A 12,307-nucleotide genomic window follows, 5' to 3' on the forward strand; every position below is an offset into this window, starting at 1 on the left:
CTACCGTCTCAGGCCGGGTGGAGCCGGTTGGCCGTATGCACCGCGCGGAGCACCGCCGCCGCCTTGTTGCGGCATTCGGTGTCCTCGGCGACCGGGTCGGAGTCGGCGACGACGCCCGCTCCGGCCTGGACGTACGCCGTGCCGTCGCGGAGCAGGGCGGTGCGGATGGCGATGGCGGTGTCGGAGTCCCCGGCGAAGTCGAGATAGCCGACGCAGCCTCCGTACAGTCCGCGGCGGGCCGGTTCGAGCTCCTCGATGATCTGCATCGCGCGGGGCTTGGGGGCGCCGGAGAGGGTGCCCGCGGGGAAGCACGCGGTGAGGACGTCGAAGGCGGTGCGGCCCTCGGCGACGCGGCCGGTGACGGTGGAGACGATGTGCATCACGTGCGAGTACCGCTCGACCGACATGAAGTCGACGACCTCGACGGAGCCGGGTGCGCAGACCCGCCCCAGGTCGTTGCGGCCGAGGTCGACCAGCATCAGGTGCTCGGCGCGTTCCTTCGGGTCGGCGAGGAGTTCCTCGGCGAGCGCCTGGTCCTCCTGCGGGGTGGCGCCGCGGTGCCTGGTCCCGGCGATCGGGTGGACCATGGCGCGTCCGTCCTCGACCTTGACGAGGGCCTCCGGGCTGGAGCCGACGACGTCGAAGCCGTCGAACCGGAAGAGGTACATGTACGGCGAGGGGTTGGTGGCGCGCAGCACCCGGTAGACGTCCAACGCGCTTGCCGTGCACGGGGTTTCGAAGCGCTGGGAGGGGACGACCTGGAAGGCCTCGCCGGCCCTGATGCGCTCCTTCACGTCCTCGACGGCGTCCTGGTACGCCTTGCCGCCCCACAGTGCGGTGTACGGGGGCAGCTCGGACGGCGGGAGGGTGGCGGGGGCGTTCTCGACGGGGCGCGAGAGGTCGCGTTCCATGGCGTCGAGGCGGGCGACGGCGTCCGCGTACGCCTCGTCGACACCGGTCGAGAGGTCGTTGTGGTTGATCGCGTTGGCGATCAGCAGGACGCTGCCGTCCCAGTGGTCCAGCACGGCCAGGTCCGAGGTGAGCAGCATGGTCAGCTCGGGGAGGTGCAGGTCGTCCTCGCCGCTGTCGCCGATCTTCTCCAGGCGGCGCACGATGTCGTAGCCGAGGTAGCCGACCATGCCGCCGGTGAACGGGGGCAGTCCGTCGTCGACGACCAGGTCGTGCGGGGTGTGCAGGGTCTCGATGGTGGCGCGCAGGGCCTCCAGCGGGTCCCCGTCGACGGGGACGCCGACGGGCGGGACGCCCAGCCAGTGGGCCTGTCCGTCGCGCGCGGTGAGGGTGGCGGCGCTGCGTACCCCGATGAAGGAGTAGCGCGACCAGGTGCGGCCGTTCTCCGCGGACTCCAGGAGGAAGGTGCCGCTGCGCTCGGCCGCGAGTTTGCGGTAGAGCCCGACGGGGGTGTCGCCGTCCGCGAGGAGCCTGCGGCTGACGGGGATGACGCGCCGGTCGACGGCGAGTTTGCGGAAGGTGTCGAGATCCATGGCGGGCGGCCCTTACTGCGTGAGCGGGAGGACGTCGGCGTCGAAGCAGGTGCGGTCGCCGGTGTGGCAGGCGGCACCCGTCTGGTCGACCCGGACGAGGACGGTGTCGGCGTCGCAGTCGAGGGCGACGGACTTGACCCGCTGGATGTGGCCCGAGGTGTCGCCCTTGACCCAGTACTCCTGGCGGCTGCGGGACCAGTAGGTGCAACGGCCGGTGGTGAGGGTGCGGTGCAGGGCCTCGTCGTCCATCCAGCCGAGCATCAGTACCTCGCCGGTGTCGTACTGCTGGGCGATGGCCGGGACGAGTCCGTCGGCACCGCGCTTGAGTCGGGCCGCGATGGCCGGATCGAGGTTGCCGGACGGCGGCGGAGTGCTGGGCGTGGGCGCGCTGGTCATGCGCCCATTGTGCCGTGGCCGCGGGGCCGTTTCCGTGCGGCGTCCACTGGGCGGACCGCGCGCGACGGTCGTACGCTGGCGACCATGTCGACCCATGCGAAGCGCGAACGACTTCTGCTCGCCGACCTGTTGGAGGCGGCGGGGCCGGAGGCACCGACCCTGTGCCACGGCTGGACGACCCGGGACCTGGCCGCCCATGTGGTGGTCCGGGAGCGCCGGCCGGACGCGGCGGGCGGGATCCTGCTGGCTGTGCTGAGGAACCGGCTCGAACGGGTGCAGGCCGAATTCGCCGCGAAGCCCTACGAGGAGCTGATCCAGCTGATCCGTACGGGACCGCCGAGGTTCTCCCCGTACGCCGTGAAGCAGGTCGACGAGGCCGCCAACACCGTCGAGTTCTACATCCACACGGAGGACGTCCGCCGGGCCCAGCCGGACTGGTCGCGGCGCGAGCTGGACCCGGTCTTCGCCGATCTGCTGTGGTCGCGCGCCGAGAGGACGGCCCGGCTGCTGGGCCGCAGGTCCCCGGTGGGACTGGTACTGCGCCGCCCGGACGGCCAGACGGCGGTGGCGCACAAGGGCACCCCGGTGGTGACGGTCACCGGCGAGCCGGGCGAGCTGCTGCTCTTCGCGTTCGGGCGGCAGGACGCGGCCGTGGTGGGCCTGGAGGGCGACAAGGAGGCTGTGGACCGGCTGCACACGGCGGAGCTGGGGATGTAGGGCGTACGGGGGCGGGCTCAGCCGGGGAGTTCCGCGCGGCGCAGCCGGGTGAAGGCCAGGCCCGTCAGCGCTCCGGCGGCGCACAGCGCGGCGCTGGTGGTGAAGACCGGGCCGGTCCCCCAGATCGCGACGGCGGCTCCCGTGACCGGGTAGCTGAGCGGGGCGATCGCGTGGGTGAAGAGCGTCGAGACCGAGGTGACCCGGCCGAGATAGGCGGGTTCGGTGACGGTCTGGATCAGGGCCCCGCACAGCGAGCCGCCGAGGCCCGCGAAGAGCCCGACGCAGACCGCCGCGGCGGCGGCGAGGGCCACCGAGGGCAGCTGGGCCAGGGTGCCGATGGCGACCGCGCCGACCAGCACGGCCAGGCACATCACCAGTCCGGCGCGCGGCACCCGGCCGCGCACGGCGAGCAGCAGTGCCGTCGCACCGGCGCCGATCCCGAAGGCTGCGATGATCCAGCCCATGCCGGACGCGCCCCAGTGGCGCTCCTGGGCGAGCAGGATCAGGCCGAGGTTGAGCGGCCCGACGAAGCCCAGTTCGCTGACGGCGACGACGAGCATCAGGGGGCCGAGCAGCGGGTGGCGGCGGATGTGGCGCAGCCCGTCGGCCAGGTCGTGCCAGGCGGTGCCGGACGGTTCGGCGCCGGCCTGCTCGGGCAGCGGGCGGATCCGCAGGGACATCAGCAGCGGCAGCGACACCGCGAAGAGCACTCCGGCCGCGGCGAAGGCGGCCGCCGGTCCGCCGAGGGCCACCGCGACGCCGCCGAGCGGGGCTCCGACGACATTGGCGAGCCGGGTGGCCAGGCCGCGCATCCCCTGGACGCGGGCCAGCTGTCCGGTGGCGGTGACCCGGGGCGGCAGGGCGCCGACGGCGGGCAGGAAGAGGGCGTCGACCACGCCGAAGACGAGGGCGACGGCGATCAGCATCCACAGGGCGGGCGAGGTGAGCAGCAGCGTGCCGGCCAGGGCGAGGACGACCAGGCAGCGGACGGCGTCGCTGCCGATGACGACGCGGCGCGGTCCGATCCGGTCGGCGAGCACTCCCCCGCCGAGCATCAGTACGGCCCGGGGCAGGGAGCCGACGGCGAGGACGACCCCGGTCCGGGTGTCGCCGCCGGTGCGGGCTGCGGCCCAGGCGAGCGCCATGTAGTAGACGCTGTCGCCGATCATCGAGGCGGTGTAGGCGCCGAGCCAGCGCAGGACGTTGCCGTCGCGGTGGGCGGGGCGTCCGGCGGCCGGGGCGGTCGTTCCGGTGTCGGTGACGGTCATGGGGTCGGCCTCCCGGGACGGCGGGTCAGGGGCGGAACGGGAATGTGTACAGGTGTACGGCGACGTTCTCGCGGCCTTCCGTGTCACCGGCCTCCTCGCGGGCGCGGCCGCGTTCCTCGTAGCGGTCGACCACCTCGTGCATCTCGCGGGTGAGCGCGGCGAGCTCCTCGGCGGTGAGCCGGGCCAGGTACTCGGAGCTGGAGGCGGCGCTGCGCCACTCCAGCGGCCAGCTCGGGGCCGAGTCGAGGTAGCGGCGGTACAGCTCGATGTGCTGGTCGAAGGAGAGCCGGCCGACGGCGGCGTGCGTGGCGGCCTTCTCGGGGGCGTCGGTGAAGTCCTCCTCGTGGAAGTTCAGCCCCTTCGAGGCGGGCTGCCACCACCGTTCGCGGGCATCCGCGCCCTGCTGCTCGGCCTCCTCGATCAGGCCGTGGTCGGCGAGCTTGCGCAGGTGGTAGCTGACGAGCGAGACCGCCTCGTCGACCTGGTCGGCCAGTTGGGAGGCGGTGGCCTTGCGGGCGATGTAGAGCGCCCGGTAGAGGCGCATCCGCAGGGGGTGTCCGAACGCCTTCAGGGTCTCCAGGTCCGAGACCCGGCGTGATTCCTTGCTTGCCATGCCCCGACCGTAGATGGAAAAGAAAACTTGCGCAATCTTTATTGCGCAATAAAAGTTGCGGAATCATGGGCAGAAAGAGCCCGACGCCGGGCGGGGCCGGTTCCCCGGCTCCGCCCGGCGTCGGGCTCGTACGTACGGCTGCTCAGCGGACCGGGTGTCCGGCCTCCCTGAGCGCGTCCTTGACCTCGGAGATCCGCAGATCGCCGAAGTGGAAGACGGAGGCGGCGAGCACCGCGTCGGCGCCCGCCTCGATGGCGGGTGCGAAGTCCGCGAGCCGGCCGGCGCCGCCGGAGGCGATGACGGGGACGGTCACGTGCTTCCGTACCGCCGTGATCATCTCGGTGTCGTAGCCGTCCTTGGTGCCGTCCGCGTCCATCGAGTTGAGCAGGATCTCGCCCGCGCCCAGCTCGGCGGCGCGGTGCGCCCACTCGACGGCGTCGATGCCGGTGCCCCTGCGGCCGCCGTGCGTGGTGACCTCGAAGGTGCCCGCGGGGGTGCGCCGGGCGTCCACGGAGAGCACCAGGACCTGGCGGCCGAAGCGTTCGGCGATCTCCCGGATGAGGTCGGGGCGGGCGATGGCGGCGGTGTTGACGCCGACCTTGTCCGCGCCGGCCCGCAGCAGCTTGTCGACGTCGTCGGCGGTGCGGACGCCGCCGCCGACCGTGAGCGGGATGAACACCTGTTCGGCGGTGCGGCGCACCACGTCGTAGGTGGTCTCCCGGTCCCCGCTGGAGGCGGTGATGTCCAGGAAGGTCAGCTCGTCGGCGCCCTCGGCGTCGTACAGCTTCGCCATCTCGACGGGGTCGCCCGCGTCGCGCAGGTTCTGGAAGTTGACGCCCTTGACGACCCGGCCGTTGTCGACGTCCAGGCAGGGGATGACGCGTACCGCGAGGCTCATCGCGCACCCGCCCGGTAGGCCTCGACCTCGACCTCGACGACCAGGCTCGGGTCCACGAAACCGGACACGATGATCATCGAGGCGGCGGGGCGCACGTCGTCGAAGAGCTCCTTGTGGGCGCGGCCGACCTCGTCCACGTCCCGGGCGTGCGTGATGTACATCCGGGTACGGACGACGTCCTCGCGGCCCAGGCCGAACTGCTTCAGCGCGTCGAAGGCGACCTTGAAGGAGGTGACGGTCTGCTCGTACGGGCCGCCCGCGGAGATCTGGCCGTTCTCCACCGAGGTGCAGCCGGCGACCAGGACGAGGCCGTTCGGCAGCTCCACCGCTCGGGAGTAGCCGAACTTCTCCTCCCAGGGGGCGCCGGACGAGACGCGGTTGACGGAGTCGCTCATCCGGAGACCACCTGCAGCGCCTCTTCGAGGGTGAACGCCTTCGCGTACAGCGCCTTGCCGACGATCGCGCCCTCGACGCCGTCCGGGACGAGCGAGGCGATGGCCCGCAGGTCGTCCAGCGAGGAGACGCCGCCGGAGGCGACGACGGGCTTGTCGGTGGCGGCGCAGACGTTCTTCAGGAGCTCCAGGTTGGGGCCCTGGAGCGTGCCGTCCTTGGCGATGTCGGTGACGACGTAGCGGGCGCAGCCCTCGGCGTCGAGGCGGGCGAGCGTCTCGTAGAGGTCGCCGCCGTCGCGGGTCCAGCCGCGGCCGCGCAGCGTCGTGCCGCGGACGTCGAGGCCGACGGCGATCTGGTCGCCGTGCTCGGCGATGACCTTGGCGACCCACTGAGGGGTCTCCAGGGCGGCGGTGCCGAGGTTGACCCGGCGGCAGCCGGTGGCGAGGGCGGCGGCCAGCGAGGCGTCGTCGCGGATGCCGCCGGAGAGCTCGACCTTGATGTCCATGGCGCCGGCCACCTCGGCGATCAGCGCCCGGTTGTCCCCGGTGCCGAAGGCGGCGTCCAGGTCGACGAGGTGCAGCCACTCGGCCCCGGCGCGCTGCCAGGCGAGGGCGGCCTCCAGCGGGGAACCGTAGGAGGTCTCGGAGCCGGATTCGCCATGGACGAGGCGGACGGCCTGGCCGTCGCGGACGTCGACGGCGGGGAGCAGTTCGAGCTTCGGCATCAGAGTGTCTCGATCCAGTTGGTCAGCAGCTGGGCGCCGGCATCGCCGGACTTCTCGGGGTGGAACTGGGTGGCCCACAGGGCGCCGTTCTCCACGGCGGCGACGAACGGCTCGCCGTGGGTGGCCCAGGTGACCCGGGGGGCACGGATCTTGGCGTTGGTGACTTCCAGGCTCCAGTCGTGCACCGCGTAGGAGTGCACGAAGTAGAACCGGGCCTCGGGGTCGAGGCCGGCGAAGAGCTGGGAGTCCTCGGGGGCCCGTACGGTGTTCCAGCCCATGTGCGGGACGACCGGGGCCTTCAGCGGGGCGACGGTGCCGGGCCACTCGTCCAGGCCCTCCGTCTCCACGCCGTGCTCGATGCCGCGCTCGAAGAGGATCTGCATCCCGACGCAGATGCCCATGACGGGGCGGCCTCCGGAGAGCCTGCGGCCGATGATCCATTCGCCGCGGGCCTTCCTGAGCCCGTCCATGCAGGCGGAGAACGCGCCGACGCCGGGCACCAGCAGCCCGTCGGCGTTCATCGCCTTCTCGTAGTCGCGGGTGATCTCGACGTCCGCGCCGACGTGGGCGAGGGCCCGCTCGGCGGAGCGGACGTTGCCGAAGCCGTAGTCGAAGACGACGACCTTCTTGTTGTCGCTCACAGCTTCTTCCCTCAGTCCCAGAGTCCCTGGATCCGCAGAATGCCTGCCACCAGACACATCACGGAGGCGAGCGAGAGCAGGACGACGACCCCCTTGGGCATGCCCTGCTTCGCGAAGGAGTAGACGCCGCCGGCCAGGAAGAGGCCGACGACGATCAGGATGGTGTTGAGGCCGGTCACAGCGCGCCCTTCGTGGAGGGAAGGATGCCTGCGGCGCGCGGGTCGTGCTCGCTGGCGTAGCGCAGGGCGCGGGCGAGCGCCTTGAACTGGCACTCCACGATGTGGTGGGCGTTGCGCCCGTACGGCACGTGGACGTGCAGCGCGATCTGCGCCTGGGCGACGAAGGACTCCAGGATGTGCCGGGTCATCGTCGTGTCGTACGCGCCGATCATCGGCGCCATGTTCTCCGGCTCGGTGTGCACCAGGTAGGGGCGGCCGGACAGGTCGACGGTGACCTGGGCGAGCGACTCGTCCAGCGGGACGGTGCAGTTGCCGAAGCGGTAGATCCCGACCTTGTCGCCGAGGGCCTGCTTGAACGCGGCGCCGAGGGCGAGGGCGGTGTCCTCGATGGTGTGGTGCGAGTCGATGTGCAGATCGCCGTCGGTCTTGACCGTGAGGTCGAAGAGCCCGTGCCGGCCGAGCTGGTCGAGCATGTGGTCGTAGAAGCCGACCCCGGTCGAGACATCGACCTTGCCGGTGCCGTCGAGGTTCATCTCGACCAGTACCGAGGTCTCCTTGGTGGTGCGTTCCACGCGGCCTACGCGGGGGCTCATGCGTCGTGCTCCTTCTTCAGTTCGCGTACCGCATCGAGGAACGCGTCGTTCTCTGCCGGGGTGCCCGCGGAGACCCGCAGCCATCCCGGTACGCCGTTGTCCCGGACCAGGACGCCCCGGTCGAGGATCCGCTGCCAGGCGGTGTGGCTGTCGGCGAAGCGGCCGAACTGGACGAAGTTGGCGTCCGAGTCGGTGACGTCGTAGCCGAGAGCGCGCAGCTCGGTGACGATCCGGTCGCGCTCGTTCTTGAGCTGCGCGACGTATCCGAGCAGCGTATCGGTGTGCTCCAGGGCGGCGAGCGCGGTGGCCTGGGTGACGGAGGACAGGTGGTACGGCAGCCGCACCAGCTGGACCGCGTCGACCACGGCCGGGTCGGCGGCGAGGTAGCCCAGGCGCAGTCCGGCGGCGCCGAAGGCCTTCGACATGGTGCGCGAGAGCACCATGTTCGGCCGGCCCTCGATCAGCGGGAGCAGCGAGGCGTGGTGGCTGAACTCGCCGTACGCCTCGTCGACCACGACCATCGACGGCCTGGCCGCCTGGGCGGCCTCGTAGAGCGCGAGCACGGTCTCCGCGTCGACGGCGGTGCCGGTGGGGTTGTTGGGAGAGGTGATGAAGACGATGTCGGGGCGGTGCTCGGCGATGGCCTCGCGGGCGGCCTCGACGTCGATGGTGAAGTCCTCGTTGCGCGGTCCGGAGATCCAGCCGGTGCCGGTGCCCCGGGCGATGAGGGCGTGCATGGAGTACGAGGGCTCGAAGCCGATCGCGGTGCGGCCGGGGCCGCCGAAGGTCTGCAGGAGCTGCTGGAGCACCTCGTTGGAGCCGTTGGCCGCCCAGACGTTGGCGAGGGCGACCTCGTGCCCGGCGGTGCGGGTGAGGTAGCGGGCCAGTTCGGTACGGAGCTCGACGGCGTCCCGGTCGGGGTAGCGGTTGAGGTCGCGGGCGGCCTCGCGGACCCGCTCGGCGATCCGGTCGACGAGCGCCTCGGGCAGCGGGTAGGGGTTCTCGTTGGTGTTCAGCCGCACGGGCACGTCGAGCTGCGGCGCCCCGTAGGGGGACTTGCCGCGCAGCTCGTCGCGGATCGGGAGATCGTCGATGCGGGTGCGGGGGGTGTTGCCGTTCGTCACTGCTGCGGGACCTTCCAGCCGAACCTGGCCTTGAGCGCGGCGCCGTGGGCGGGGAGGTCCTCCGCCTCGGCGAGGGTCACGACGTGATGCGTGACCTCGGCGAGCGCGTCGCGCGTGTAGTCGACGATGTGGATGCCGCGCAGGAAGGACTGCACGGAGAGGCCCGAGGAGTGGCAGGCGCAGCCGCCGGTGGGCAGGACGTGGTTGGAGCCGGCGCAGTAGTCGCCGAGCGAGACCGGGGACCAGGGGCCGACGAAGACCGCACCGGCGTTGCGGACCCGGTCGGCGACGGCGGCTGCGTCGGCGGTCTGGATCTCCAGGTGCTCGGCGGCGTACGCGTCGACGACCTTGAGGCCGTCCTCCAGGTCGTCGACCAGGACGATCGCGGACTGGCGGCCGGCCAGCGCGGGCTCGATCCGGTCGGTGACGTGCTTGGTCGCGGCGATCTGGGGCTTGAGCTCGGCCTCGGTGGCCTCGGCCAGTTCCGCGGAGTCGGTGACGAGGACGGCGGCGGCCATCGGGTCGTGCTCGGCCTGGCTGATCAGGTCGGCGGCGACGTGCACCGGGTCGGCGGTGGAGTCCGCGAGGATCGCGATCTCGGTGGGGCCGGCCTCCGCGTCGATGCCGACGCGGCCCTTGAGGAGGCGCTTGGCGGCGGCGACGTAGATGTTGCCGGGGCCGGTGACGAGGTTCACCGGAGGGCATTCGGCCGTTCCGTACGCGAACATCGCGACGGCCTGGGCGCCGCCCGCCGCGTACACCTCGTCGACGCCCAGCAGGGCGCAGGCGGCGAGGATGGTGGGGTGCGGCAGGCCGCCGAAGTCCTTCTGCGGCGGGGAGGCGACGGCGATGCCCTCGACGCCCGCCTCCTGGGCCGGTACGACGTTCATGACCACGGACGACGGGTAGACGGAGCGCCCGCCCGGGACGTACAGGCCGACGCGCTCGACCGGCTCCCACTTCTCGGTGACGGTGCCGCCGGGGACGACCTGGGTGGTGTGCGTGGTGCGGCGCTGCTCGCGGTGGACGAGGCGGGCCCGGCGGATCGACTCCTCCAGGGCGGCGCGCACGGCCGGGTCGAGCCCTTCGAGGGCCTCGGCGATCGCCCCGGCCGGGACCCGGATCGAGTCGAGCCGTACGCCGTCGAATTTCTCCCCCCACTCGATCACTGCCGCGGAGCCACGATGGCGTACGTCCTCGCAGATGGGCCGCACCGTCTCCAGGGCGGCTTCCACGTCGAACTCGGCACGGGGCAGCAGGTCGCGCAGGGCTCCGCCCTCGGGGAGGGTGTTGCCGCGCAGATCGATTCGAGAGATCACACCGCAATTCTCGCAGACCGCCTGTGGCGTCCGGTCGCCCGTATCACTGGCTGATACATGTTCCGGACGTCACTGCTGACCAATAGCGTTCAGGTCGTCACCCAGGGGGAAGAACAGCTCCGAGCGGAAGGGGCACCCGTGACCGAACCGCACGACGGCGATTTCCCGGACGGTCTGAGCGCAGCCGAGCTGGGTATGTGGCAGGCCTTCCGGAACGGCAGCACCTACGATCTGCGCGCCCGGGACCCGGCGCAGGACGATCCGTTCGCGCCGCGCGTCTGGGGTCCCGAGCGCAGTGTGGACGGGCGAGTCGTCGCCCGTCTGCTGCTCTCGGGTCCGCCGCCGCGGCCCGGCCGGGTCGCGGCGCTGAAGCTCCGGGGCGTGCGGATCACCGGGACACTCGATCTCGCGGGCGGGCGCGTCGCGCCGTACGTCGAGATGACCGGCTGCCGCTTCGAGAACGAGGTGGTGCTGCCGGAGTGCCACTTCACGACGTTGCGGATCGTCGGCTGTGCGATGCCGAGGCTGGAGGCGGCCCGGCTGCGCACCGAGGGCGACCTGCATCTGCCGCGCTGCCGGATCCCGCGCGGGATCCGGCTCACCGACGCCCAGATCGGCACCGATCTGCTGGTCAACCAGATCGAGATCGGCCCGGACCGGGGCGGGCGGGCGCTGGCCGGTGACGGGCTGGCGGTCGCCCAGGACCTCCAGGCGGAGCTGATCGAGGCGCGCGGCGAGCTGAGTCTGCGCGGGGCGAAGGTCGGCGGCTCGCTGAGCCTGCGCGGCAGCCGGCTGCGGGGCAGGGAGGGGCGGCGCGCGCTGAACGCCCCGCAGCTGACCGTGGAGCGGACGCTGTACATGAGCGAGGCGTGGGTGAGCGTCGACACCGGGATCCAGGGCACCACTCCCCCGTTCGGCATCGTCATGGCGTCGACCCCGGCGAACGGCACCCGTGCGCAGGGGTTCGAGTGCCGGGGCGGGGTGCGCCTGGACGACGGCCGGTTCGGCGACGCGGTCGATCTGCACAAGGCGCGGTTCGTGCTGGGCCGGCACGAGGAGCTGTCGCTGCGCCGGATCGTCACCCCGGAGCTGCGGTTCAACGTGGAACGGCCGGAGGAGGGCCGGGTCGTGCTGAACGGCGCGAGGGTCGTCACGCTGATCGACGTGTCGACCAGCTGGCCGGGGCCCGGCGGGCTGGCGATGGGCGGCTTCGTGTACGAGAACCTCGTCCCGTACGGGCACTTCCCGCTCTCCCGGCGCCTTGAGTGGGTGGCGGCGGCGACCCCGGAGTACGTCCCGGAGCCGTACGAGCGGCTCGCGACGGTGCTGCGCAACTGCGGGGAGGACGCGGACGCCCGGGAGGTGCTGCTGGCCAAGCAGCGGCGGCGGCGCGAGACGCTGCCGCTCGCCGCGAAGCTCTGGGGCTTCCTCCAGGACTGGACGGTGGCGTACGGCTACCGGCCGGGGCGGGCCGCGGTGTGGATGGCCCTGCTGTGGGCGGCGGGGACGCTGGCCTTCTCCCAGCACGTCCCGGCGGCGATCAAACAGGACGAGCATCCGCAGTGGAACCCGGCGCTGTACGCGCTGGATCTGCTGATCCCGGTGATCAATCTGGGCCAGGACGGCTACTGGCGGATGGAGGGCGGCTGGCAGTGGGCGTCGGCGGTGATCGTCCTGCTGGGCTGGATACTCGCGACGACCGTCGCCGCGGGCGCCTCACGGCTGCTGCGCCGGGGATGATGTGAAAACCGGCCACGGGCTGCCGGACGAGGGCCGGCCGACCGCCCGTGGCCCTCACCGCCGGACGGTCGGCACGGCGCCCGTGGGCCGTGGTCGAACGATCGCCCGAGCCACGTCCGGACCACCGGAGACCATCGGCCTGAAACAACAGGAACAAGCCAGATTCCCCACTTTCCTTTACTTCTTCTTGACTCAGTCCG

General features: G+C 72.0%; 14 protein-coding genes. 2 read left to right on the forward strand and 12 right to left on the reverse strand.

The features are described from left to right. Positions 1-8 precede the first annotated feature (8 nt). Positions 9-1,502: an anthranilate synthase component I gene (locus ACWCPY_RS07695; RefSeq protein ID WP_451263424.1), complete on the reverse strand. Its 1,494-nt coding sequence runs from the start codon at positions 1,500-1,502 to the stop codon at positions 9-11. Between the two features lie 12 nt (positions 1,503-1,514). Then, positions 1,515-1,898, reverse strand: a complete 384-nt coding sequence (gene hisI, locus ACWCPY_RS07700; protein WP_451263425.1) for a phosphoribosyl-AMP cyclohydrolase — start codon at positions 1,896-1,898, stop codon at positions 1,515-1,517. An 84-nt stretch (positions 1,899-1,982) separates the two neighbouring features. Here hisI and ACWCPY_RS07705 point away from each other — a divergent pair, with 84 nt between their 5' ends. Beyond that, positions 1,983-2,615: a TIGR03085 family metal-binding protein gene (locus ACWCPY_RS07705; protein ID WP_451263426.1), complete on the forward strand. Its 633-nt coding sequence runs from the start codon at positions 1,983-1,985 to the stop codon at positions 2,613-2,615. A gap of 17 nt (positions 2,616-2,632) precedes the next feature. On the opposite strand, the gene ACWCPY_RS07710 is transcribed toward ACWCPY_RS07705, so the two are convergent. From ACWCPY_RS07710 to hisD, 10 genes are all read right to left on the reverse strand, one after another. Continuing rightward, positions 2,633-3,883, reverse strand: a complete 1,251-nt coding sequence (locus tag ACWCPY_RS07710) for an MFS transporter (protein ID WP_451263427.1) — start codon at positions 3,881-3,883, stop codon at positions 2,633-2,635. 25 nt (positions 3,884-3,908) lie between these two features. After that, on the reverse strand, positions 3,909-4,496 hold the full coding sequence (locus tag ACWCPY_RS07715; protein WP_451263428.1) for a winged helix-turn-helix domain-containing protein: 588 nt from the start codon (positions 4,494-4,496) through the stop codon (positions 3,909-3,911). A gap of 142 nt (positions 4,497-4,638) precedes the next feature. Further along, on the reverse strand, positions 4,639-5,394 hold the full coding sequence (hisF, locus tag ACWCPY_RS07720; protein WP_451263429.1) for an imidazole glycerol phosphate synthase subunit HisF: 756 nt from the start codon (positions 5,392-5,394) through the stop codon (positions 4,639-4,641). Continuing rightward, positions 5,391-5,789, reverse strand: coding sequence for a RidA family protein (locus ACWCPY_RS07725; RefSeq protein WP_451263431.1), 399 nt, complete (start codon positions 5,787-5,789; stop codon positions 5,391-5,393). The genes hisF and ACWCPY_RS07725 overlap by 4 nt, the downstream gene beginning before the upstream one ends. Continuing rightward, the gene (gene priA / locus ACWCPY_RS07730; RefSeq protein ID WP_451263432.1) at positions 5,786-6,511 is read right to left on the reverse strand and encodes a bifunctional 1-(5-phosphoribosyl)-5-((5-phosphoribosylamino)methylideneamino)imidazole-4-carboxamide isomerase/phosphoribosylanthranilate isomerase PriA; all 726 of its coding nucleotides are present in this window, start codon (positions 6,509-6,511) and stop codon (positions 5,786-5,788) included. The genes ACWCPY_RS07725 and priA overlap by 4 nt, the downstream gene beginning before the upstream one ends. Beyond that, positions 6,511-7,152 carry an imidazole glycerol phosphate synthase subunit HisH gene (hisH, locus tag ACWCPY_RS07735; protein ID WP_451263433.1) on the reverse strand — a complete coding sequence of 214 codons (642 nt, stop codon included), beginning with the start codon at positions 7,150-7,152 and terminating at the stop codon, positions 6,511-6,513. The genes priA and hisH overlap by 1 nt, the downstream gene beginning before the upstream one ends. 11 nt (positions 7,153-7,163) lie before the next feature. Next, complete coding sequence (locus tag ACWCPY_RS07740) at positions 7,164-7,331, reverse strand: hypothetical protein (protein WP_266916492.1); 168 nt, start codon at positions 7,329-7,331, stop codon at positions 7,164-7,166. After that, positions 7,328-7,924 (reverse strand): imidazoleglycerol-phosphate dehydratase HisB, encoded by a 597-nt coding sequence (gene hisB, locus ACWCPY_RS07745; protein ID WP_451263435.1) that lies wholly within the window; start codon positions 7,922-7,924, stop codon positions 7,328-7,330. The genes ACWCPY_RS07740 and hisB overlap by 4 nt, the downstream gene beginning before the upstream one ends. Further along, positions 7,921-9,048: a histidinol-phosphate transaminase gene (locus tag ACWCPY_RS07750; protein ID WP_451263436.1), complete on the reverse strand. Its 1,128-nt coding sequence runs from the start codon at positions 9,046-9,048 to the stop codon at positions 7,921-7,923. Before ACWCPY_RS07750 ends, hisB begins: the two co-directional genes overlap by 4 nt. Beyond that, positions 9,045-10,367 carry a histidinol dehydrogenase gene (gene hisD / locus ACWCPY_RS07755; protein WP_451263437.1) on the reverse strand — a complete coding sequence of 441 codons (1,323 nt, stop codon included), beginning with the start codon at positions 10,365-10,367 and terminating at the stop codon, positions 9,045-9,047. The genes ACWCPY_RS07750 and hisD overlap by 4 nt, the downstream gene beginning before the upstream one ends. Before the next feature lie 138 nt (positions 10,368-10,505). Between hisD and ACWCPY_RS07760 the strand changes: the two genes are divergently transcribed. Next, on the forward strand, positions 10,506-12,107 hold the full coding sequence (locus ACWCPY_RS07760; protein ID WP_451263438.1) for an oxidoreductase: 1,602 nt from the start codon (positions 10,506-10,508) through the stop codon (positions 12,105-12,107). Positions 12,108-12,307 lie beyond the last annotated feature (200 nt).

The sequence above is a fragment of the Streptomyces sp. NPDC002403 genome (assembly GCF_053593015.1).

Excerpts from the sequence above, each read along its gene's own strand:
- hisF (WP_451263429.1), bottom strand. The coding sequence starts at position 5,394 with ATGAGCCTCGCGGTACGCGTCATCCCCTGCCTGGACGTCGACAACGGC.
- hisB (WP_451263435.1), bottom strand. The coding sequence starts at position 7,924 with ATGAGCCCCCGCGTAGGCCGCGTGGAACGCACCACCAAGGAGACCTCG.
- ACWCPY_RS07695 (WP_451263424.1), bottom strand. The coding sequence starts at position 1,502 with ATGGATCTCGACACCTTCCGCAAACTCGCCGTCGACCGGCGCGTCATC.
- hisI (WP_451263425.1), bottom strand. The coding sequence starts at position 1,898 with ATGACCAGCGCGCCCACGCCCAGCACTCCGCCGCCGTCCGGCAACCTC.
- priA (WP_451263432.1), bottom strand. The coding sequence starts at position 6,511 with ATGCCGAAGCTCGAACTGCTCCCCGCCGTCGACGTCCGCGACGGCCAG.
- ACWCPY_RS07705 (WP_451263426.1), top strand. The coding sequence starts at position 1,983 with ATGTCGACCCATGCGAAGCGCGAACGACTTCTGCTCGCCGACCTGTTG.
- ACWCPY_RS07725 (WP_451263431.1), bottom strand. The coding sequence starts at position 5,789 with ATGAGCGACTCCGTCAACCGCGTCTCGTCCGGCGCCCCCTGGGAGGAG.
- ACWCPY_RS07715 (WP_451263428.1), bottom strand. The coding sequence starts at position 4,496 with ATGGCAAGCAAGGAATCACGCCGGGTCTCGGACCTGGAGACCCTGAAG.
- ACWCPY_RS07710 (WP_451263427.1), bottom strand. The coding sequence starts at position 3,883 with ATGACCGTCACCGACACCGGAACGACCGCCCCGGCCGCCGGACGCCCC.